Raw genomic sequence first — 22589 nt, forward strand, 5'->3', positions numbered from 1 at the left:
TCAGCTTAGGACAACACCTCCTAGCGACTCGAAGTCGCTCCAGCTTCCGTCGTACGCCTTGTGGTGTACGGCGGAATCCATGCCGACCGCAAAGACGTCGATCCGGCCCGGCCCCCACGAGACCACCGAGCCCGCCGGCTGCGGACGGCGTTGTACGGCGGCTGGTTCGAGCCAGCCGGCCAGGGCGGCGATGTTCATCCGGAGGATCGCCGTGGCCAGCGACCAGTCGATGAAGTTCAACGTGTCGTTGGCGGAGTGGATATGCCCGTTCGCGCTGTCCCCGCCCTCGATCGTCAGAACCGCTGGTATACCAGCGTTGATGAACGGGACATGATCGCTGGCGAACGGATTCAGCGACGTCTCGACCTTCAACCCCGTGTACGTCGCGCCCGCCGCAGCGAGATCCGCGATCTGACTCGACGACACCGCCGCTCCCTCCAGCAGTACGCCGGGTGTCGCGGTGTTCATGGTCCCGATCATGTCCATGTTGAGTACGGCGCGGACCCGCGACCGCTCCGCCGGCGGCAGCGCGGCGACGTACTGCTTGCTGCCGAACAGCCCCTCTTCCTCGCCACCGAACAGGATCAGCCGGACGTCATGCTGCCAACTGCGTGTCGACAGCAGACGGCCGAGTTCGAGTACGCCGGCCGAGCCGCTGCCGTTGTCGTCCGCCCCCGGAGCCGGCGCGGCCGGACCGCCCGCGATGTTGATCGAGTCCAGGTGAGCGGTGACGATCACCAGCTTGCGGTCAACGCCGACACCGGTGCGATCGCCGACCAGATTCGCCGAATGGCCCGCCCCGACGGTGATCGGTCCCCGGCTCACTTGGTAGCCAAGGGCAACCATTCGATCGGATGCGAAGTCCATCGCCTGCGTGAACGTCGTACTCAGCGAATGCCTGGTCGGCAGACTCGCCAGCCAGGTCAGGTCGCTCTGGTACGACGTCGTGGACACCTCGCCGACCAGGTCCGCGATGTCCGGATCGACCCGGGCCGCGACGGCCGTCTCGTGGTCGACGACCGTCGTGTTCGGGCGGAGCGCTTCGATCCGCCAGTGGTGGTTGGACCGCCGACGCGGCTTGTCGGCCGACGAGATGACCAGATGCCGGCCGTGATCGAGCAGCGGCGTGACATCGGGGTACTCGTCCTGGAAACTCCGGCCCACCTGCGTGACGAGCAGCAGACCGGGAACGGTCCGGGAGGCCCGGCCGAGGCGTTGTTCGGCCGGGACCCAGAGGAGGGTCTTGTCCCCGAACCGTGCCGACCGGGCGCCGCCGGCGGCATCCGCGGTCGGTACGACCAGATAGCGCACATTCATTGTTGGTCCTGCCAAGCAATCTCGAGTCGATCGGGCGCCGAGGACACGATCCGCCCGGTCCCGTCCGGCAGATGCAGCCGTCCGGCCGGGTCCCAGCGCCCCGGCGGCCCGGGGGAGGGGGCGTCGCCGCGGCCGATCTGCAGCGGCACGAACGTCCCGTCCGGGCGGAACTCCACCCCCCGCCGGCCACGGGCCGGCGGGAAGGCGAAGTCGTCGCGACGGTAGACGCTGATCCCGTCGTGGTCCTCCTCGAAGGAATGCGTCCAGCGTCCGGTCGGCGTGGTGGTCAGATCTTCACCGCCTGTCCGATCGAGGCGGGGGAGTCGGGAACGGTCAGCTTGAAATCGCTGATGATCCCGCCGAGCGGTTCGTACCCGGTGACGGATGGTCCCCAGGCCGATCCGTCCCACCACTTGTGATACAGCTGCTTGTCGGTGCCGGTGACGAACACGTCCAGCCGGTTGGTGTCCCACGAGACCACGCGCGGCTCGTCGGTGCAGATCCCGCCCATGTACTCGTATCCCGTGACGCTCGGTCCCCAGGAGGATCCGTCCCACCACTTGTGGTAGAGAGCGGAGTCGGTTCCGAGCAGGAACACGTCGAGCCGGTCGGAGCCCCACGAGACCACGCTCGGCGCCGTCGTACACACGCCGCCCATGTACTCGTACCCGCTCCACGACGAGCCGTCCCACCACTTGTGGTAGAGCGCCGAGTCGGTGCCGATGACGAACAGGTCGAGCCGGTTCTCGCCCCACGCCACCACGCGCGGCGGGGAGGCACAGACGCCGCCGAGGTACTCGTACCCGGTCGCCGACGGTCCCCAGTTCGAGCCGTCCCACCACTTGTGGTAGACCGCGTTGTCCGTGCCCAGCACGAACACGTCGAGCCGATCGGGGCCCCAGGCAACGACTTCGGGCGAGCTCATGCAGATCCCGCCGAGGTACTCGTAGCCGTTCCAGGACGAGCCGTCCCACCACTTGTGGTACAGCGCCCGGTCCGTGCCGAGGACGAACGCGTCCAGCCGGTCAGGACCCCAGGTCGCCAACCGCGGCGGGCTCATGCAGACGCCGCCGAGGTACTCGTACCCGGTGACGGACGGTCCCCAGTTCGAGCCGTCCCACCACTTGTGGTACATCGCGTGGTCGGTGCCGAGGACGAACGCGTCGAGCCGGTTCGGGCCCCAGGACGCGACTTCAGGAGCGCTCATACAGATACCACCCATGTACTCGTAGCCGGCGACGGACGGTCCCCAGGACGATCCGTTCCACCACTTGTGATACATCGCCAGGTCGGTGCCGAGCACGAACGCGTCCAGCCGGTTCGCGCCCCACGACACCACCGAGCCGGCCGGTTCCGGCGTGCCGCCCGAGCTCAGGACCGGCAGGTCCTTGCGGGCGGTGTCCAGCGTCGCGTGCATCCGCGTCACCTGGTCGGTGGTGAACATGACCATGCCGCGGTCGTCGGTGTAGTCCATGTAGTCGTAGAACAGGTCGCCGTTCGGCCCGTTGCTACACGTCACATGCGGGAACGTCGGTACGCCGAAGTTCGGGCCGGCCGCGTTCGGGGTGTCGGCGCACTCGTCGGTGCCGCTGCAGCCGCTGCCGTCGTCGCCCCAGATGTGGAACAGGTTCAGGTAGTGCCCGACCTCGTGCGTCGTCGTCCGGCCGAGGTCGAACGGCGCCGCCGCCGTACCGTTCGTGCCGAACCCGCTGTGCAGGATGACCACACCGTCGGTGTTCGCCGGACCGCCCGGGAACTGTGCGTACCCGAGCAGACCGCCGCCGAGCTGGCACACCCAGATGTTCAGGTAGTGCGCGGTGTCCCACGGGTCGATGCCGCCGGTCGCCGACGACTTCACCTTGTCGTCGGTGCCGAAGCTCGCCGTACTGGTCTGGGTCCGGGTGACACCGGTCGTCGGGTTCCCGTTCGGGTCCTCGGTCGCCAGGAAGAACTCGACCCTGCTGTCCGCGATCAGTCCGCTGAACACGCCCGGCACGATGCTGGTGTCCGGGTTGGTGGCGCGGTAGTCGCGGTTCAGTACGTCGATCTGGCTGTCGATCTGCGCCTGCGAGATGTTCTGCGCGTTCGTGTTCCAGACGACGTGGACGACACACGGGATGCGAGCGACCCCGGTGAAACGGTCCTCGCCGGAGACGTAGTCCATCGTCGCGGTCTCCAGCGCCGACCGCGCCGCGGCGTACGTCGGGTCGGTCGACAGCAGCCGCCGGTGCACATCCATCACGCCGCACTGTCTGCGCGTGGGGAACTCCGTCCGCCCGCCGGTGTCAGTTGTGGCGCCGCTCATACCGGCACCACTGGCCTGCCCTCCGCCTGTCATCCCCGCACCGGCAGGCGATCCGCCGCCGCTCATGTCAGCTGCGGGTGATCCGCCGCCGCCCATGTCGGCCGCAGGCGACCCGCCGCCGCTCATGTCTGCTGCGGGTGATCCGCCGCCGCTCATCGTCGTACTGCTCGACGCCGGTGACCCGGTCATCGGCATGCCGTCTGCCGCGGGCTGTCCGTTCGCGGCGTGCCCGTTCTGCTCCGTCGCCGGTGCCTCACCCGGCATCCGGTAGTCGTCCCGGTGCTTGTCCGCTCGCCCGTTGGCCTTCCTCGGCATCTCTCCCCCTTCCGCGGGGGCGCACGGGCAGGTCGGCGTACGCGCGCCGAACCGAGAAGATTCACCCCCAGCGCACCCCTCGACCGAAGACGGTCCCTACCGCCTTCCCCCACCGAACAGTCGGCCCCCAAGTCACTGTTCTGCGTTTCACCTTGCTCCGATCACCTCGCCCACACAACCCTTCGTGGCAAGACTTTCGGATCTGGGTAGCCTCGGATTTACCGACCGGCGTGGAACAGATGGGACGTGCGGGTGAATCGGCTGACCGACTGGTTGCTCGGGCTGCACGGCTTGGCTGTCTACGCCGTGGTGGGCCTGCTCGTGTTCGCCGAGGACGCTTTGTTCGTCGGGTTCGTGCTGCCGGGTGAGACCGCGGCCGTGCTGGGGGGTGTGGCGGCGGCGCTCGGCCATGCCTCGCTCGCAGCGGTCCTGGCGGTCGTGATCGGTGCCGCCGTCCTCGGCGACACCATCGGGTACGAGGTCGGTCGGCACTTCGGGCCGCGGCTCCTGGCGAGCCGGTTCCTGCAACGGCGGGCCGGTCGGCTGGACGCCGCGCGCAGACAACTCGCCGGGCGGGGCGGTACGGCCGTCTTCCTGGCGCGGTTCGTGGCGTTCTTCCGGGCCACGATGCCGGCGCTCGCGGGCGCTTCCGGGATGCGCTACCTGAAGTTCGTCAGTTTCAACGCCGCGGGCGGGATCGTCTGGGGGACCGCGGTCGTCCTCGTCGGGTACCTTGCCGGCAACTCGTACACGAAGGTCGAGAAGACCTTCGGCCGCCTCGCCGCCCTGGTCGTCGCCGCTGTCGTCGTGGTCGCGATCGTGGTCTGGCGGGTCCGTCGGCACACCTCGGAGGATTGACATGCAGCGTGAGAAGTCGGTCCCGTTCGAGGTGCGTGCTCATCGTGGTTTGATCTCGGTCCGCGTGGTGCCGAACGACGACCCGTGGGCGTCCGGGCACCAACTCGTCGTACCCGATCTGAACGCCGAGGCGTTCCGCGGCTTCCCGATCTGCACGGCGTCGATCAGGTACCACGGGCACGGCATCAACGCGATCATGGGCTGGATCCAGGTCGTCCGGCGCGGCTCCGACGTCTCGGTCGATCTCGCTCCGAACCTGGACGCCACCGACCCGTTCTACGCGTACGGCTACCTACCGACGTTCTTCGACGCACCCGCGAACCCGGATCACCCCGACGGCACGTGGCGCGCCGACACGTTCCTCGCCGTCGTCCCGGACGTGATCCGCTCCCGTCACGCCGTACCGATCGCCGCCTTCACCTGGGGCTACGAGCTCCGGTCCGGCCGACCGACCCTACTGGACGTCGCCGCGTTGCCGTCGGCCGATTGGGCCGGCCACCGATCGGTCCTCGAGACCAAACATCCGGACTGGACCTTCGGCTAGAGGACCCGCTCCCAGATCGTGCGTTGCGCGACCGGACGGAAGCCGAGCTTGGCGTTGACCGCGATCATCGGGGCGTTCTCCGGCGCGTTCCAGGTGTGGAGCACCGCGCGACCGGATTGGATCGCCCGCAGGTTCGGTGCTTTGACGGCGATCCCGAGTCCGTTGCCGCGGTGGGTACGGCGTACGTAGGTGTCGTACTGGTTGAGGCGTTCCGGGGTCTCCGGCGTACCGCCCATCTGCGTGTACGCCGCGAGCTCGCCGGACTCGGTGTGTACGGCGGCTGTGGTGTAGGTGAACCGTCCCTGAGCCACGCGCCGGGCCTCCGCGTCGCGCACCAACTCCGGTGTCCACCGCACGGGCTCGTCCGTCCGATCCCCGGTCGGCACGTCCTCACTCATCCCACTCAACAGCTCGACAAACTGGTCGAGCCACTCGTCCGGCACCTGCTCCCGCCACTGCACCAGCTCGTACCCGTCCACCGGACGCTCCAGCGCCGTCACGTCGATCGGCAGCTCGACCACCTGATGCAGCTCCGAATGCTTCTTCTCGAACCCCCGCGCCCGGGCAAACGCCGTCCCCGCACTCTCTCCTGTCACCGGATCGCCGGCCACGTTGGTCCCCGAGACAATCCGCCGCCCCTCGGCCCGTGCCCGCTCGACAGCGGCGTCCAGCAACCTGGTCGCAACCCCACGCCGCCGGTACTCCGGCACAACCGCCAGCTCGACATCAACCGTGTCGGTGTTCCCCACCAACCACCAATCCAGCCACGCCACCCCGAGCCAGTCGTCGCCGTCCACCAGCCCGATTCCCTCAGCCCGCACATCAGCATGAGTCCCCGCCATCAAAACCCGAGCCTCTTCGCGCCCCAACCCGACCGGGAACTCCAGCTCCTCCCGCCGAACCCCGAACTTCACCTCGTAGAACCGCCGGAACGCCTCGACATCCCGCCCGTCAACATCCACAAACTCCACCCCAGCACCCTAGACACACGACACAGCGGCCGCCGCGAATTCCCATCCCGCGACTGTCTGCCGTCAGGTCCACGGGATGGGTTTACCTATCGCGTGGTGGGTTCCCGGCCCGGAGTCACGGTGGTGAACCCACAACGGGATGGGTGAACCCGTCTCGTGCGGGCGCCGGGGGAAACAGGCGGCGGGGCAGCCACGGTCGCGGCCGGCCGACGGCGGCCAGGTGGGCGCGGGCGACTAGTGGTCGGCGGGCTAGTGGTGGGGGCGGAGGGCTCGGTTGGCTGCCGGTTCGGCGATGGAGGTGCGGAAGGGGTGGGCTGGGTAGACGCCGAGGAGGCGGACCTCGACGGAGAAGAAGGCGAGTTCTTCGAGGGCCAGGGCGACGTTCGGCTCCTCGGGATGTCCTTCGATGTCTGCGTAGAACTGGGTGGCGAAGAACATGCCGCCCAGCTGGTACGACTCCAGCTTGGTCATGTTCACGCTGTTCGTGGCGAACCCACCGAGCGCCTTGTAGAGCGCCGCCGACACGTTCCGCACGCGGTACACGAAGCTCGTGATGACCGGACCGGACCCAACCGGCGGGACCTCGGGCTCGCGGGACAGGACCAGGAAGCGGGTGGTGTTGTGGTGCTCGTCCTCGACATCGGACGCGAGGGTCTCCAGCCCGTAGAGCTCAGCAGCCGCCCGCGGCGACAGCGACGCAACCGTCGGGTCACCCAGCTCGGCCACCTCACGAGCCGCCCCGGCCGTGTCATCCGCAACGACAGTCGACCACCCGTGTTCGCGGATGATCTTCCGGCACTGCCCGAGCGCGTGCACGTGGCTGCGGACGGTCCTGATCTGGTCGAGCGTCGTACCAGGGGTGGCCAGCAGCTGGAAGTGGATCGGCAGGAAGTACTCGCCGACGATGTGCAGCCCGGACTCCGGCAGCAGGTGGTGGATGTCCGCGACCCGGCCGGCGATCGAGTTGTCGACCGGGATCATCGCCAGCCCGGCGCGCCCGCTGCTCACCGCCTCGAGCGCGTCCTCGAACGTCGTACAAGGCAGCTGCTCGCGGTCCGGGAACATCTCGGTGCACGCCATCGCCGAATTCGCGCCTGGCTCACCCTGATAAGCAATCGGTCCGTCCACGATCTACCAGCCTAGACCCCGAACATCTCACCAGCCGGATCAGGTGTCCGTCTTACGGACTTTCTCCGGCGCCCCGGTGACCGCGCGACCCTCGAGTGCCTTGGCCTTGGTGGCGTACATGTCGATGTACTCCTGCCCCGACAGCTCCATGATCTTGTACATGATCTCGTCGGTGACGGCCCGCAGGATGAGCCGATCGCTCTCCATCCCTTCGTACCGCGAGAAGTCCAGCGGCTCACCGAACTTCACCGTCGGCGACGCGAACGACGCGACCACCTTCCCGGGCGGCGCGACCACATCGGTCCCGATCACCCCGCACGGGATCACCGGCACCTTGGCCTCCAGCGCGAGCCGGGCCACGCCCGTCCGTCCCTTGTAGAGCCGACCGTCGTGCGACCGGGTGCCCTCCGGGTAGATCCCGAACAGTTCGCCACGCTCGAGCACCTTCATCCCGGCCCGCATCGCGCCCTCGGACGCCGACCCGCCGGACCGGTCGATCGGCACCTGCCCGGTGCCCTTGAAGAACCCGCGCTGGAACCGCCCCTTGATCCCGGCCCCGGTGAAGTAGTCGGACTTCGCGACGAACGTGACCCGGCGGCGCAGTGCCAGCGGCATGAAGATCCAGTCGGAGTACGAGAGGTGGTTGCTCGCGATGATCGCCGCGCCGGTCTCCGGGATGTTCTCGGCGCCGACCACGATCGGCCGGAAGATGCGCTTCACCGGCGGTCCGACCAGCACGTTCTTCAGCACCCAGTAGATGCCCTTGCCGTCGCCGTCGCCGGCATCCACGACCGCAGGGTCCGGCTCCCGCCGCGGCGACTGTGCCGGTTCCGTCATCGGTGTCCTTTCCTCACGCGTTCCCCGAACCTTCATGATGCCGTACGGCACCCCGGATCGGGATCAATCGCCCTGGGCCGGCCTGAAGTGTGCCTTGACGTCGGGGCGGTTGGCGAGGACGAAGGTGGTGATCAGTACGACGATCTGCAGGCCCTGGCCGATGCTCATCCAGACCGGATTCTGGCCGGACGCGATGTAGTACACGTTGAGTACGGTCACCACGATCGCCACGATCCGGATCCGCCGGTACGACGAACGCTTGCCGTGCCGCAGCCCTTTGATGATGCGCAGGTAGACGAGCAGGATGATCAGCGCCGTGATCGGCCGCGACCACAAGGCCCATGACAGGCTCGTCCGGACCTGATCCCGGACAGCGGGATCAGGTGAGTCGTGGTTCGGGGCATGGGCGAACTGGTAGTTGAGAACGCTGTGGTGGAAGACGGCGACGAGGACCGCGATCAGGATGCTCAGGCCGAGGTAGATCGCCACCAGCCGGATCACCGGACGCATCACGCGCTCCCGCTCGACGGCGATGGTGTCGTCAATTGGATTGGTCATGAATGCAAGTTAGTGCCGCCCCCGGGGCATCGGGCCCGGTCGCCACGCGGAAGCCGCTGACATCGCGGCGCACCGCTTCGTAAGCTGCTGACCACACCGTCGCCCAGGTGGGGGAGTCAGCATGCGCATCAAGGTCCTGACCGCTGTCCTCGCGGTTCTCGTAGGCGTCCTCGTCACACTCCCGGCCAGAGCGGCGGCCCCGGACGCGACCGTCGTACCGATCCAGGTCACCGGCCCGGCGGCGTCGCGGTTCAACCTGGTGGTGATGGGCGACGGCTACACCGCGGCCGAGCTACCGAAGTTCCGCGAGCAGCTCGACAAGCACCTGAACATCCTCTGGAGCATCGAGCCGTTCAAGTCGTACCGGAACTACGTCAACGTGTACGCCGTCGAGATCGCCTCCCCGGAGTCCGGCGTCGACTGCGACCCCGGCCTCACCTCACCCCAGCGCGACACCCCGCTGCAGATGGGCTTCTGGGGCGGCTGCAACCCGGGCAGCGTCCAGCGCCTGCTGACGGTCAGCTCGGCGGCGGCCACGCAGTACGCCGATCTGGTGCCCGGCACGACCTCCGCCAACCGGCAGATCCTTGCTATCGGCAACAGCAACACCTACGGCGGAGCGGGCGGGACCTATGCGACCGCGTCCGGCGGCAACGCGCTCTCGGCGCTGATCACGCCGCACGAGCTCGGCCACTCGCTCGGCGGACTGCAGGACGAGTACGACTACTACGCCCGCGGCGAGCGCGGTGCGCCGTACGTCGGTCCTGAGCCGTCCTCGATCCACCACACGTTGCTGACCGAGCAGCAAATGCTCGACCAGCACGCGAAGTGGTACCGCTGGCTGGGGGAGCCGTCGGAGTCCGGCGGGACGATCGGCCGCTACGAGGGCGGCATGTACGCCGGTTCCGGCGTCTGGCGGCCCAGCGCGCACTCGATGATGAAGGCGCTCGGCTACTACTTCGACCAGGTGTCACGCGAACGGATGACCCAGCGGCTCTCCGCCAAGGCGAATCTGTTCCAGGACAGCACGCCGGTCGGACAGGTCGCCGCAGACCAGGTCGTCTGGCTGCAAACGCTGCATCCGGTCGATCACGAGCTGACGGTCTCGTGGGCCGTCGACGGTACGACGCTGCCGACCGCGAACGCCCGCTCCGTCGACCTCTCCACACTGCAGCTGACCGCCGGCAAGCACACCCTGACCGCGACGATCGTCGACCCGACCACGTTCATCCGCGATCCCGCCGTACGCCCGACCGCCGCCCGTTCGTGGACCATCGACACCACCCTGACCGCACCGCCCTCGACTGGTACGCCGACGTTCACCGGATCCACCTCCACCGAGCACCCGGTCAGCGCCGACGAGGTCGTGTACGCCGAGACCTCGCAGCCGAACGCCTCGATCACCTGGCAGGTCGACGGACGGACCGTCGCGAACCCGGGCAATGACCGCGACGTCGAACTCGCACCGCTGAAGCTGACCGGCCGCCACACGCTGACCGCCCGGACCGGCGTCCAGACGCTCACCTGGACCGTCGACGGAGTCGAGGCCGTCGTGACGCCGACCATGTCGAAACCGCTGCTCACCGTGCAGAAGCCGACCGGTCCTGAATACGTCTACAACGACGCATTCACGATGGGGCTCACGGCAACCGACGACAGCCCGGGGTACGTCGTACCGGAGTTCCGCGTCGACGGCGACGGTTGGTACAACTACTACGGCTGGCCGACGGACGCGTCGCTGCCGTTCAAGTTCACGGCCGAGGGGACCGAGATCGACCAGCTTGTGTACGGCAAGCTCGGCGTACCGCGGGTCGTGCCGTGGGACGTCGTACCGCCCGGGTACGGGCGTCATCAGGTCGAGTACCGCGCTATCGATGCCACCGGCAACATCGCGAGCCCGCGCCGGTTCGCTGTCACGCTGCTGCGTCCGGCGCCGGCCTGCACCACGACGATCAGCGGCACGCACAACGGCCCGCTGTACCTCCGCTCAGGCGTCACGTGTCTGACCGACGCGACCGTCAACGGCCCGGTCCTGGTCGCGGCCGGTGCGTCCCTCGTGGCGACCGATTCACGGGTGTCCGGCCCGGTCCGCGCCGATCAGGCCGCCGACCTGCAACTTCTTCGCTCCACCGTCGCGGGTCCGGTCACCGCCGATCAGGTGAGCCGAAGTGTGGTCCTCGTCGGGAGCACGGTCCGGGGACCGGTCTCGGTCACCAACGCCTCGACCACCGAACCTCCGGCCCTGGCCGGAAACACCGTCAACGGCCCGCTCGCCTGCGCGGCCAACGCTCCGGCACCGACCGATCTCGAGGCGCCGAACAAGGTGTCCGGGCCGCGATCCGGGCAGTGCGCGAAGCTCTGAGCCGAGCAGACATGGACGTGAGTTTCGCCGACATGTCCCCGGCAGCGCGGTTCTCATAACTTTTCTGGTGCGGGGAGTTCCCGCCGTACCGAAGGAGTGAGATGAACGGACTGCGGGTGGCGTCCCTGCTGGCGGCCACGATGACAACCGGTCTGGTGGCCGGCGTCTATGCGATCTACGCGAACGCGTTCATGCCCGGCCTGGCCAAGACCGACGACAAGACCTTCGTCGGCGCGTTCACGGCGGTGGACCGGGCGATCGTGAACCCGCTCTTCCTCGGGCTGGGCTTCCTCGGCGCGGCGCTGTTCACGGTGCTGGCCGGACTGCTCAGCCTGAAGGAGAAGGCGCTGCCCTGGATCGCGGTCGCGTTCGTGCTGTACCTGGTCACGATCATCGTCACGATGGCGGCGAACGTCCCCCTGAACGACGCCCTGAAGGCCGCCGGAGATCCGGCCACGATCGACGTCGCCGCTGCCCGCGCCGCGTTCGACGAGTCCAAGTGGGTCGCCTTCAACCTGCTCCGCACGATCCTCGCCCTCGTGTCCTTCGGTCTGCTCGGCTGGGCCCTCTACCTGACCGGCAAGTCGGCAGCCCAGCCCTGAGCCTGCGACAATGCCTGCGTGGCACCAGTTCAAGCTCCGCCCTCGCAGCAGCTCCCCGCGGTCCAGAAACTGCGGGTGAGATTCGCCAAGCGGGGGCGGTTGCGATTCACCTCACACCGCGACTTCCAGCGGGCGTTCGAGCGCGCCGTACGGCGGGCCGAGCTGCCGGTAGCGTTCTCGCACGGCTTCAGCCCGCACCCGAAGATCTCGTACGCCGGCGCCGCGCCGACCGGGGCCGCCTCCGAGGCGGAGTACCTGGAGATATCGCTCACACACGAGCGGGACGCCGACGAGGTCCGGGCGGCGCTCGACGAGGCGCTGCCGCCGGGTCTCGACGTACTCGAGGTGGTCGTCGCCGGGCCGGGGTCGCTGGCCGAGCAGCTGGAGGCCAGCGAGTGGCGGATCGCGTTACCGGGGGTGGATCCCGCGACGGCGGGAGCGGCCGTGGAGGCGTTCCTGGCGCGGGAGGAAATTCTGGTCGAGCGCATGACCAAGCGGGGGGTTCGCTCGTTCGACTGTCGGGCTGCCGTTCTCCGACTCACCGTCGCGAGTGAACCGGGGTCGGTTGAGACGTGTGCGATACTGCAAGTGGTGTTACGGCACGGAACCCCGGCCGTGAGACCCGACGACGTTCTCGCCGGCGCGCTCGAGGTAGCGACGCTCCCGGTGACGGGCCCGGCTCTTTTGACCAGGCTCGCCCAGGGCCCGCTCACCACGGACACCGGCACGGTGGAAGATCCGCTCGCTCGTGACCGCGACGCCAACCAGGCGACCGCGACCGGCCAGGCAGATCCCCGCCAGACGCACACAGCGGAGGGCGACGCCGCCGCTCCCTCTGTGCCCTGAGCGCGGGCGGAGCGGATCCAGCAGGCTTCCGCCACGCGGCGGCCCCGGGAAGATTTCCGGGCCGGGCGCGGCGAACCGTGACCGCCTTGTGGCCGCGCCGGACCCGTGACAGGGGTCGCAGGATGCGCCGGAGGGCTTGAGGAGACCCGCACTACATGCTCGACAACGAGCCGACCACCGAGGCAGCCGACACGGCTGCCACCGCCCAGCCAACCGCCTCCACCCGCAGCACCGCGAAGAAGGCCCCGGCTGCGAAGAAGACCACCACGCGCAAGCGCACGGTGAAGACCGCCCCCGACAACGTCACGGCGGTCCCGACCCAGTCCGACGCCGAGGCCGCCGATCCGGCGCCCGCGCCGGTGAAGAAGGCGGCAGCCAAGAAGGCCGCCGCGAAGAAGACCCCGGCCAAGAAGGCCGCGGCGAAGGCTCCGGCCAAGAAGACCACCCGCGCCGCCAAGACGACCGCGGACCAGGACATCTTCCCGCAGTTCGTCCCAGACGACGCTCCGGAAACCGCAGCTGCGGCTCCCGCGAAGAAGACGACCCGCAAGCGCACCACCAAGAAGGCCGCCGCCCCGGATCTGCTGTCCGCAGATTCTCCGGTCACCGACGGCCCGGTCGCCGAGGCCGCGAGTACGCCGGACGCCGGTACGCCGGACGCCGGTAGGTCGGATGCCGCCGCGGCGAACGCCTCGACCGCGGACGCTCCCGCTCGCAAGCGCACGTCCCGCCGCCGTACCGCGAAGACCTCCGAGTCCACCGCGAACGCCGACGCCACCTCGGACGACGCCGACTCCGCCGCGACCGGCGACACCACCGACCTCGCCGACAGCGACCGCGCAGACTCGGGCACGACGAGCCGCAGCCGGGGCGGCCGCAGGCGTCGTGGAGCCGACACCAATTCGAGCACCGCTGACGCCAACTCGAGCACCTCCGACGCCGGCTCGCGGGCGACCGCCGCCAACGCCGAGGACCACACCGGCCCGTCCAACACCTCCGCCGGCCCCTCGAGCAGCGCCGGTTCCTCGAACGGTTCGGTGGACGCCGCGTCCTCCAGCACCTCGACGGACGGTGCCGACTCGGTTGCGTCCTCCGAGGAGCCGAGCACCCGCCGTACGCGCAGGCGTGCAGCGGCCCCCGCCGCCGTCCTGTTCCAGGCGCCGACCGGCGGCCCTCAGCAGACCGCACCCCAGCAGGCCGAGCCGACTGAGGTCGAGGCGACCTCCGACGCGACCCCGGAGCCCGGGGCCGACGAGCAGCCGACCGGCAACCGCCGTCGCCGTAGCCGTCGTAACCGCGACGCCGAGGCCCGCGAGACCGAGGCATCCGAAGAGACCACCGACGCCCAGCCGCAGGCTGCGAGCGCCGACGACGCCGAGCCGGCCGCCGAGAAGGCCACCACCAGGACCCGCAGCCGCTCCGCCCGGAAGGCCGCCGCTGTGGCCGCAGCCGGCGCGACGACCGGCGGAAGTGGGGCCGACGGCACGAGCTCCGACGGCACGGGCACCGCGACACTTGCCCCGGCCGACGCCGACGTGGACGAGGAGTCCGACGGCGCGACCGACGTACAGGCCGAGGACGGCGAGGAAGGTGGCGAGGGGACTCGCCGTCGCCGTCGCCGCCGCGGTGGGCGTCGTCGTCGCAAGTCCGGTGACGGTGCGGACGACAGCGCCGACGACCAGTCCGACGACGAGGACGAGCACGACACCCAAGACGCCGATCAGGACGCGGACGCGTCCGAGGACGGCGACCACGACGCGGCTGACTCCGACGAGGACGGTGAGGCGGGCAGTTCGTCCCGGCGTCGCCGCCGTCGCCGTCGCCGCAAGGGCGAAGACAGCGTCGCGTCCCCGGACGACCCCGACGAGACCGTCGTACGGGTCCGTGAGCCGCGCAGCAAGACGGTCAACAACGAGATCACCGCGGTCGAGGGTTCGACCCGCCTCGAGGCGAAGAAGCAGCGCCGCCGCGAGGGTCGCGCCGCCGGCCGCCGCCGCGCGCCGATCGTGACCGAGGCCGAGTTCCTGGCCCGCCGCGAGTCGGTCGAGCGGACCATGGTGATCCGGTCCCGCGACGACCTGACCCAGATCGCGGTCTCCGAGGACAACGTCCTGGTCGAGCACTACGTGACCACCGCCGAGCAGACGTCGCTGATCGGCAACGTCTATCTCGGCCGCGTGCAGAACGTGCTGCCGAGCATGGAGGCCGCGTTCATCGACATCGGCAAGGGCCGCAACGCGGTCCTGTACGCCGGTGAGGTGGACTGGGCGACCCTTGGTGGCGCCAACGGTCCGCGCAAGATCGAGCAGGTGCTGAAGTCCGGCCAGTCGGTCCTGGTCCAGGTGACCAAGGACCCGATCGGCCACAAGGGCGCCCGGCTCACCAACCAGATCAGCCTGCCCGGCCGGTACGTCGTGTACGTACCGCGCGGCGGCAACGGCGGCATCAGCCGCAAGCTGCCCGACACCGAGCGGAACCGGCTCAAGACGATCCTCAAGGACATCGTCCCCGACGAAGCCGGCGTGATCGTCCGGACCGCCGCGGAAGGCGCCTCGGAGGAGGAGCTGACCGCCGACGTCAGCCGCCTGCAGTCCGCCTGGGAGGACATCGACAAGAAGTCGAAGAACGGCCAGGCCCCGCAGCTGCTGTACGGCGAGCCCGATCTGCTGATCCGCGTCGTCCGCGACCTGTTCACCGAGGACTTCGCAAAGCTGGTCATCTCCGGCGACCGTGCTTACGAGCAGGTCCGTGAGTACGTCGCGGGCGTCGCGCCGCACCTGGCCGACCGGGTCGAGCAGTGGAGCGGTGACGGCGACGTCTTCGCGAACTACCGGATCGACGAGCAGATCAAGAAGGCGCTGGACCGCAAGGTCTGGCTGCCGTCGGGTGGCTCGCTGATCATCGACCGGACCGAGGCGATGACCGTCGTCGACGTCAACACCGGCAAGTTCACCGGCTCCGGGGGCAACCTCGAGGAGACCGTCACCAAGAACAACCTGGAGGCGGCCGAGGAGATCGTCCGCCAGCTCCGGCTCCGCGACATCGGCGGCATCATCGTCATCGACTTCATCGACATGGTGCTCGAGTCGAACCGTGATCTCGTCCTGCGCCGGCTGGTGGAGTGCCTGGGCCGCGACCGGACCAAGCACCAGGTGGCCGAGGTCACCTCGCTCGGCCTGGTCCAGATGACCCGCAAGCGGATCGGCACCGGGCTGCTCGAGGCGTTCAGCGAGAACTGCGACCACTGCGGTGGCCGTGGCCTGATCCTGCACGACGAGCCGAAGGAGTCCCGCCGCCGCGACAGCCGCAACGGCCAGGGCAACGGCAACGGCAGCAGCAACGGCAACGGCAACGGTCAGAGCAACGGCAACGGTCACGACCACGGCAAGTCCGCGCCGGCGGAGGAGGGCGGCCGGAAGAGCTCGCGCCGCCGCCGGGGCAAGGGCCGCGGCGAGGAGGAGGCCACCGAGGCCGAGACCGCGCAGCACAACGCCGACGCCGCCCAGAAGCTCGCGCAGATCGCCGCCGCCACGGTCAAGAAGGACAGTGACGGTACGCCGGAACCCACCGGCTACCCGGTCTCGGCCGCGGACGAGGAGCACGTGAGCCCCGAGGCGACCGGCTTCCCGGAGGAGTCCTCCGCGGCGACGACCCTGATCACCGAGACGCCGGCCGGTGCCGAGACGGCAGGCTCCGAGGTCGGGGCCACCGAGGCCGCTGACCCGGCCGAGGCGGCCGATGCGGCTGATGTTGCACAGAACGGCGCCACCAAGAGCACCCGGCGGCGGCGCAGCAGCCGCAGCCGGAGCAAGACCGCTACCGAGGGTGAAGGCGCGGAGCCGTCCGAGCTCGTCACCACCGGGAGCTAACCGATTTCGGGTTTGCCGACCCGGGGTTGTAAGCTAGTGGTTCGGTGCGCTTGAGGCGCACCGAACCTGTGCCATGTGTGAATGTGTGAGGCTCTCGGCTTCCAGTTCATACTTGTAAGTTGTCCGAACCAGCAGAGAGTGAGATCCACGGTGTACGCGATCGTGCGCAGTGGCGGCACCCAGCAGAAGGTCGCCGTCGGCGATGTCATCGAGATCGACAGCCTGACGGACACGGTGGGCGACACCGTTTCCCTCCCGGCGGTCCTGGTCGTCGATGGCGACACCGTGACGACCGACGCTGCGGCGCTGGCCAAGGTTGCCGTGTCGGCCGAGGTCCTCGGCCGCACCAAGGGCCCGAAGATCACCATCCTCAAGTACAAGAACAAGACCGGTTACCGCAAGCGCCAGGGGCACCGTCAGCACTACACCCAGGTCAAGGTCACCGCGATCGACGCGAAGAAGTGAGCTGATTACCAAATGGCACACAAAAAGGGAGCGGCCTCGACCCGCAACGGTCGCGACTCCAACGCGCAGCGCCTCGGCGTGAAGCGGTACGGCGGTCAGCTGGTCAACGCCGGCGAGATCATCGTCCGTCAGCGTGGCACGCACTTCCACCCGGGCAACCTGGTCGGCCGTGGCGGCGACGACACGCTGTTCGCGCTGGCCGAGGGCCACGTGGAGTTCGGCACCCGGCGCGGTCGCCGCGTCGTCAACATCGTCCCGGCCCCGGCGGAGTAACACCGCCACCCGGACGTTCAGCAAGCTCTGCAAAAGGGCGGGTCGCGGAATACCGCGGACCCGCCCTTTTGCTGTGTAAGAGAAGAACAAGAGCAACAAACAAAAGCATCCTCGCTCCGCTCGGGGCGGGGGTGAGGACAGGAAGCAGACACCGATGGCAATCCCCAGCTTCGTCGACCGCGTGACGGTGAATGTCGCCGCGGGCCGCGGCGGAAACGGCTGCGCCTCGGTGCACCGGGAGAAGTTCAAGCCGCTCGGCGGTCCCGACGGCGGGAACGGCGGCGACGGCGGCAGCGTGATCCTGCGCGTCGACCCGGACGTCACCACGCTCGTCGACTACCACCGCTCCAGCCACCGCACCGCGACGAATGGTGCCCAAGGCAAGGGTGATCACCAGGCGGGTAGCAACGGCGGCGACGTCGTCCTGCCGGTCCCCGACGGCACGGTCATCAGTACGCCGGATGGCGTCGTACTCGCGGATCTCGTCGGGCCAGGCGCGGAATTCGTTGCTGCCCAAGGCGGCAAGGGCGGTCTGGGCAACGCTGCCCTGGCCAGCAGCTCGCGCAAGGCGCCCGGATTCGCGTTGCTGGGCGAGGACGGCGAGGAGCGCACGCTCGTCCTCGAGCTGAAGGTCGTCGCCGATGTCGGCCTGGTCGGCTTCCCGAGTGCGGGCAAGTCGTCGCTGGTGGCGGCGATCAGCCGTGCCCGGCCGAAGATCGCCGACTACCCGTTCACCACCCTGATCCCGAACCTCGGCGTCGTCGTCGCCGGTGACGTGACGTTCACCGTTGCCGACGTACCAGGTCTGATCGAGGGTGCGAGCGAGGGCCGCGGCCTCGGTCACGACTTCCTGCGGCACGTGGAGCGGTGCGCGGCGCTCGTGCATGTCATCGACTGTGCGACGTACGAGCCGGGTCGGGATCCGCTCAGCGATCTCGACACGATCGAGGCCGAGCTGCAGGCGCACGGCGGGCTCGAGGACCGGCCGCGACTCGTTGCCCTGAACAAGATCGACGTACCGGACGCGCGTGAGATCGCCGAGATGGTGCAGGCCGAGCTGGAGCAACGCGGGCTGCGGGTGTTCCCGATCTCGACCGCGTCGCACGAGGGCCTGGAGGCGTTGAAGTTCGCGATGGCCGACATCGTCGTCCGGCGTCGCGCGGAACAGGAGAAGCCCGACACCACGCGGATCGTGATCCGGCCGCAGGCGCAGGGCGGACCCGAGTTCAAGGTGAAGAAGCTGCCGGACGACGGCGGCTGGCTGGTGCAGGGCGACAAGCCCGAGCGCTGGGTCCGGCAGACCGACTTCGCGAACGCGGAGGCGACCGGATACCTGGCCGACCGGCTGAACCGGCTCGGCGTCGAGGACGAGCTGCTGAAGCTGGGCGCGCTCGCCGGCGACGCGGTGATGATCGGCGACGGACCGAACGCGATCGTGTTCGACTTCGCGCCCGACGTACTGGCCGGCGCGGAGATCCTGGCCCGGCGCGGTGAGGACCACCGGCTCGAGGAGGATCGCCCGGCGGCCCAGCGGCGGCGGGCGAAGGACACCGAGTACCACGCCAACAAGGGCCTGCCGACGGACTACAAGCAGGAGTGGGGCGAGGACGAGGTCGACCTGTCCCCGGCCGAGGCGAAACGAGCAGCGGTGAAGGCGGAGAAGCTGGCGCGCAAGGAAGCGCGTGAGCTCGAAGCGGTGGAAGAAAGCACAGATCAGGACTTCTGATGGACGCTCGCGCGGAGGTCGTTGCGGCCACGCGAATCGTCGTGAAGGTCGGCTCGTCATCGCTGACCCAGCGCGGCAAGATCGATCTCGAACGACTCCGGCTGCTCGTCGACGCCATCGCGGCGCGACGGGTGGAGGGGGCCGAGGTCGTGCTCGTCTCCTCCGGCGCGATCGCTGCCGGCCTGGCCCCGATGGGGCTGCGGTCGCGACCGCGTGACCTCGCCACGCAGCAGGCCGCCGCTTCGGTCGGGCAGGGCCTGTTGATGGCTCGCTACAGCGACGCGTTCGCGGCGCACGGTCTGCGGGTGGGGCAGGTGCTGCTGACCGTCGACGACGTGACGCGGCGCAGCCACTACCGCAACGCGTACCGTACGTTCGCGCGGCTGCTCGAGCTGGGCGTCGTACCGATCGTGAACGAGAACGACACGGTCGCGACCACCGAGATCCGCTTCGGCGACAACGACCGTCTCGCGGCGCTGACCAGTCATCTAGTGCATGCCGATCTGTTGCTGCTCCTCTCGGACGTCGACGGCCTGTACGACGGGGATCCGCGCAAACCTGGTACGTCGATGGTTACCGAGATCCGCGGTTCCGCTGATCTGGAGCCGCTCGCGATCGGTAAGACCGGTGCGTCCGGCGTCGGCACCGGCGGCATGCAGACGAAGGTCGAGGCGGCCGCAATCGCCACCGAGGCAGGGATTCCGGTCGTCCTGACGTCGGCCGCGCGCGTCGGCGACGCACTCCGCGGCGACCGGGTCGGCACCCTCTTTCACCCCACCGGACGTCGGCGCAAGACTCGCCTCCTCTGGCTGGCCCATGCCACTTCCGGCCAAGGCGTACTCCGTCTGGACGAAGGCGCCGTCCGGGCTGTGACCCAACGTCGCGCGTCGCTCCTCCCGGCCGGAATCTCCGCAGTAGAAGGCACTTTCTCCGCCGGCGACCCGGTCGACCTGGTGTCGCCCTCGGGCGTCGTCATCGCTCGCGGGCTCGTCAACTACGACGCCGCGGAGCTGCCGGGCCTCCTGGGGCGATCCACCCGGGACCTGGCTCGTGAGCTCGGCGCGGCGTACGAACGCGAAGTGGTGCACCGCGACGACCTCGTTCTCCTCTAGCGCCGCGCTCGACTCCCCGCCGCCACCAGCATGACCAACTGGACAAGCATGGCCACGATCGATCCGAAGAAGCCGACGGCCAGCAGGACCCGCACCACCAACGCCCAGTCGAACGACGCGTCGCCGAAGTCGAACGGGAACACCTGCCAGACGCGGACGATCGCCACCAGGCCGACGCCGGTCACGACCAGATCACCCAGCGCCTTGAGCCACGGCGGATCGGCCAGCAGATAGACGACGTTCACGCCGAGCCCGAAGATCAGCGTCGCGGTGATCCAGCCGACGACCTGCGCGGTTTCAGCCGTGACGAACGGGACCCGCTGCCAGCCGGGCCACGCATGGATCGCGTAGAGCGCCACAGCGTTGAACACGAGGGCGAATACGTAGCCCGTCCGCCGGGTCCCGGCTGAGGGGCGGCGTTGGATTTGCTTCAGCATGATCGCACCTCCTCGCTACGACCTTCGCCTGAACGCTCGCCGCTGTCTTGTCCCGAAGGTCCTGTTCTGCGGGGACCGTGGCCCCTGCCTTCGGTAAGCGGTCGTGGTGAGCCTGGGAACGAGATGCGAGGAGTGCGGGCGAGACCCAGGAGGCGAATGAGATGGCGAAGCCGGACGGAATGCAGTCGGATGTGCTCGAGGTCCTGCGTGGAATCGTGGACGGTGTCAAGGCCGGGACCGTCTTCGGTGCGCCTGTCAGTCACGACGGAATGATCATCCTTCCGGTCGCACGCATCACCGGGGGCGGGGGCGGCGGCCGGGGAGACGGCAGTAACGGGCGGGGGGCCGACGGCTCCGGCGGAGGGCTTGGCCTGTCCGCGAGACCGGTCGGTGTTTACGTCATCGGCGACGGCAAAGTCACGTGGTCCCCGGCGGTCGACGTCACCAGAGTCATCCTGGGTGGCCAACTGGTCGGAGTGGTCGCGCTGCTGACTCTTCGTATGCTGTTCAAGATCTTCCGCGCCAGGCAGGAGCGCAGCCGGCCCCAACCTCCGGGGGACGCAGAACCTACGATGGCCGAATGAGCGCGCGGCGTTGTCATTCCCTTCAGCGTCTGGGCCTGGCGGCGGCTGAAGGCTGAAGGCTGAGGGCGCGCCGATCGCGCCGAGCGACCGCCGCCTCAGCCTCGCATTAGCGGCGGTCGTCCCGCTGTCGCACGCGATCGCCCGTCTCCCGCGGTTGAGACGACGGGTTCCCAATCGAAGCAACGGACCTAGGATGAGCGAGTGAGCGAGATCATCGAGCTGGCGCGGCGCGCGCGTGAGGCGTCGTACGCCTTGGCCGACGCGTCCCGGGCGACGAAGGATGCGGCGCTGCACGCGATGGCGGCGGCGCTGCGCGAGAACACAGACGCGATCGTGGCGGCGAACGCAGTCGATGTCGCGGCGGCACGCGAGGCCGGTACGCCGGAGTCGACGGTCGACCGGTTGGCGCTCAACCCGGCTCGTGTCGACGGGATGGCGGCCGGGCTGGAGCAGCTTGCCGGTCTGACCGATCCGGTGGGTGAGGTCGTCCGCGGGTACACGCTGCCGAACGGGCTCGAGCTCCGCCAGGTCCGGGTGCCTTTCGGCGTGATCGGCATCATCTACGAGGCGCGTCCGAACGTGACCGCCGACGCCGCGGGCATCTGCCTCAAGTCCGGTAACGCCGTACTGCTGCGTGGCTCGTCATCCGCCGCCGCGTCGAACTCGGCCATCATCGCGGTACTGCGGGACGCTGCCGCGGCGTGTGGTCTGCCGGCGGATGTGATCCAGGGTGTGCCGACTGATCGCGCTGCGGTGAAGGAGCTCATGCAGGCGCGCGGGCTGGTCGACGTACTCATCCCTCGTGGTGGTGCGGGCTTGATCCAGACCGTGGTCGGCGAGTCGTCGGTGCCTGTGATCGAGACTGGTGTGGGGAACTGCCATGTGTACATCGACGCCGAGGCTGATCTGGAGCTCGGGCTCGAGATCCTGCTGAACTCGAAGACCCAGCGGCCCAGCGTGTGCAACGCTGCCGAGTCGCTGTTGGTCCACTCCGCGGTTGCGGACGAGTTTCTCGCCCGGGCCCTCCCCGCGCTCTCCGAAGCAGGCGTGCAGGTCCACGGCGACCCCGCAGTAGTTGCCGCAAGCAAGAACACGCCGGCATCTGGTGGGGTTGGCTCGGCGGGTGTGGTGGCGGCGACCGAGGAGGACTTCGGGGCGGAGTACAACTCACTCGATCTGTCGGCCGCGGTGGTGGACTCGCTCGAGGACGCCGTACAGCACATCCGCCGCTACAGCTCGGGTCACACCGAGGCGATCATCACCCGCTCGCAGTCGGCGGCCCGCCGCTTCACCCAGGCGGTCGATTCCGCAGCCGTGGTCGTCAACGCCAGCACGCGTTTCACCGACGGCGGCGAGTTCGGCTTCGGTGCCGAGATCGGCATCTCCACCCAGAAACTCCACGCCCGCGGTCCGATGGGCCTCCCTGAGATGACCTCCACGAAGTACATCGTCACCGGCGAAGGTCAACTCCGCACCTGAC

At 69.0% G+C, this 22589-nt stretch carries 20 protein-coding genes; 12 read left to right on the forward strand and 8 right to left on the reverse strand.

Annotated features, from left to right (window positions below):
• The 3 genes from OHA10_RS22955 to OHA10_RS22965 form a co-directional block, all read right to left on the reverse strand.
• Nucleotides 1-1317 carry a M20/M25/M40 family metallo-hydrolase gene (locus OHA10_RS22955; RefSeq protein ID WP_371400816.1) on the reverse strand — a complete coding sequence of 439 codons (1317 nt, stop codon included), beginning with the start codon at nucleotides 1315-1317 and terminating at the stop codon, nucleotides 1-3.
• The gene (locus OHA10_RS22960) at nucleotides 1314-1493 is read right to left on the reverse strand and encodes a hypothetical protein (protein WP_371400817.1); all 180 of its coding nucleotides are present in this window, start codon (nucleotides 1491-1493) and stop codon (nucleotides 1314-1316) included. Before OHA10_RS22960 ends, OHA10_RS22955 begins: the two co-directional genes overlap by 4 nt.
• A gap of 110 nt (nucleotides 1494-1603) precedes the next feature.
• A complete protein-coding gene (locus OHA10_RS22965) occupies nucleotides 1604-3937 on the reverse strand; it encodes a M43 family zinc metalloprotease (RefSeq protein WP_371400818.1) in 2334 nt (777 codons plus the stop codon).
• 252 nt (nucleotides 3938-4189) lie between these two features.
• Between OHA10_RS22965 and OHA10_RS22970 the strand changes: the two genes are divergently transcribed.
• Entirely contained in the window at nucleotides 4190-4795 is a 606-nt protein-coding gene (locus tag OHA10_RS22970) for a DedA family protein (RefSeq protein ID WP_371400819.1), read from the forward strand.
• 1 nt (nucleotide 4796) lies between these two features.
• A complete protein-coding gene (locus OHA10_RS22975; RefSeq protein ID WP_371400820.1) occupies nucleotides 4797-5339 on the forward strand; it encodes a hypothetical protein in 543 nt (180 codons plus the stop codon).
• Here OHA10_RS22975 and OHA10_RS22980 read toward each other — a convergent pair.
• From OHA10_RS22980 to OHA10_RS22995, 4 genes are all read right to left on the reverse strand, one after another.
• The gene (locus OHA10_RS22980; protein WP_371400821.1) at nucleotides 5336-6310 is read right to left on the reverse strand and encodes a GNAT family N-acetyltransferase; all 975 of its coding nucleotides are present in this window, start codon (nucleotides 6308-6310) and stop codon (nucleotides 5336-5338) included. The genes OHA10_RS22975 and OHA10_RS22980 overlap by 4 nt on opposite strands.
• A gap of 249 nt (nucleotides 6311-6559) precedes the next feature.
• Entirely contained in the window at nucleotides 6560-7438 is an 879-nt protein-coding gene (locus OHA10_RS22985; protein ID WP_371400822.1) for a prephenate dehydratase, read from the reverse strand.
• 39 nt (nucleotides 7439-7477) lie between these two features.
• Nucleotides 7478-8275, reverse strand: a complete 798-nt coding sequence (locus OHA10_RS22990; RefSeq protein ID WP_371400823.1) for a lysophospholipid acyltransferase family protein — start codon at nucleotides 8273-8275, stop codon at nucleotides 7478-7480.
• 63 nt (nucleotides 8276-8338) lie between these two features.
• Nucleotides 8339-8833 (reverse strand): hypothetical protein, encoded by a 495-nt coding sequence (locus tag OHA10_RS22995; RefSeq protein ID WP_371400824.1) that lies wholly within the window; start codon nucleotides 8831-8833, stop codon nucleotides 8339-8341.
• Between the two features lie 121 nt (nucleotides 8834-8954).
• Here OHA10_RS22995 and OHA10_RS23000 point away from each other — a divergent pair, with 121 nt between their 5' ends.
• The 8 genes from OHA10_RS23000 to proB all read left to right on the forward strand — a co-directional run bounded on the left by OHA10_RS23000 (nucleotide 8955) and on the right by proB (nucleotide 20088).
• A complete protein-coding gene (locus tag OHA10_RS23000; RefSeq protein ID WP_371400825.1) occupies nucleotides 8955-11195 on the forward strand; it encodes a M64 family metallopeptidase in 2241 nt (746 codons plus the stop codon).
• 101 nt (nucleotides 11196-11296) lie between these two features.
• Entirely contained in the window at nucleotides 11297-11797 is a 501-nt protein-coding gene (locus tag OHA10_RS23005; RefSeq protein ID WP_371400826.1) for a DUF1772 domain-containing protein, read from the forward strand.
• An 18-nt stretch (nucleotides 11798-11815) separates the two neighbouring features.
• Nucleotides 11816-12643 (forward strand): TIGR03936 family radical SAM-associated protein, encoded by an 828-nt coding sequence (locus OHA10_RS23010; protein ID WP_371400827.1) that lies wholly within the window; start codon nucleotides 11816-11818, stop codon nucleotides 12641-12643.
• Between the two features lie 155 nt (nucleotides 12644-12798).
• Nucleotides 12799-16512, forward strand: a complete 3714-nt coding sequence (locus OHA10_RS23015; protein WP_371400828.1) for an Rne/Rng family ribonuclease — start codon at nucleotides 12799-12801, stop codon at nucleotides 16510-16512.
• A gap of 150 nt (nucleotides 16513-16662) precedes the next feature.
• Nucleotides 16663-16977: a 50S ribosomal protein L21 gene (rplU, locus tag OHA10_RS23020; protein ID WP_371407979.1), complete on the forward strand. Its 315-nt coding sequence runs from the start codon at nucleotides 16663-16665 to the stop codon at nucleotides 16975-16977.
• A 12-nt stretch (nucleotides 16978-16989) separates the two neighbouring features.
• Nucleotides 16990-17250: a 50S ribosomal protein L27 gene (gene rpmA, locus OHA10_RS23025; RefSeq protein ID WP_130381076.1), complete on the forward strand. Its 261-nt coding sequence runs from the start codon at nucleotides 16990-16992 to the stop codon at nucleotides 17248-17250.
• 154 nt (nucleotides 17251-17404) lie between these two features.
• Nucleotides 17405-18976 (forward strand): GTPase ObgE, encoded by a 1572-nt coding sequence (obgE, locus tag OHA10_RS23030; protein WP_371400829.1) that lies wholly within the window; start codon nucleotides 17405-17407, stop codon nucleotides 18974-18976.
• Nucleotides 18976-20088, forward strand: coding sequence for a glutamate 5-kinase (proB, locus tag OHA10_RS23035; RefSeq protein WP_371400830.1), 1113 nt, complete (start codon nucleotides 18976-18978; stop codon nucleotides 20086-20088). Before obgE ends, proB begins: the two co-directional genes overlap by 1 nt.
• Here proB and OHA10_RS23040 read toward each other — a convergent pair.
• Entirely contained in the window at nucleotides 20085-20525 is a 441-nt protein-coding gene (locus OHA10_RS23040) for a hypothetical protein (RefSeq protein WP_371400831.1), read from the reverse strand. The genes proB and OHA10_RS23040 overlap by 4 nt on opposite strands.
• Before the next feature lie 161 nt (nucleotides 20526-20686).
• On the opposite strand from OHA10_RS23040, the gene OHA10_RS23045 reads away from it, so the two are divergent.
• Together OHA10_RS23045 and OHA10_RS23050 are read left to right on the forward strand one after the other, a co-directional pair.
• Nucleotides 20687-21109 carry a spore germination protein GerW family protein gene (locus OHA10_RS23045; RefSeq protein ID WP_371400832.1) on the forward strand — a complete coding sequence of 141 codons (423 nt, stop codon included), beginning with the start codon at nucleotides 20687-20689 and terminating at the stop codon, nucleotides 21107-21109.
• A 201-nt stretch (nucleotides 21110-21310) separates the two neighbouring features.
• Complete coding sequence (locus OHA10_RS23050; RefSeq protein WP_371400833.1) at nucleotides 21311-22588, forward strand: glutamate-5-semialdehyde dehydrogenase; 1278 nt, start codon at nucleotides 21311-21313, stop codon at nucleotides 22586-22588.
• Nucleotide 22589 lies beyond the last annotated feature (1 nt).

The organism is Kribbella sp. NBC_00662 (genome assembly GCF_041430295.1).
GTDB lineage: Bacteria > Actinomycetota > Actinomycetes > Propionibacteriales > Kribbellaceae > Kribbella.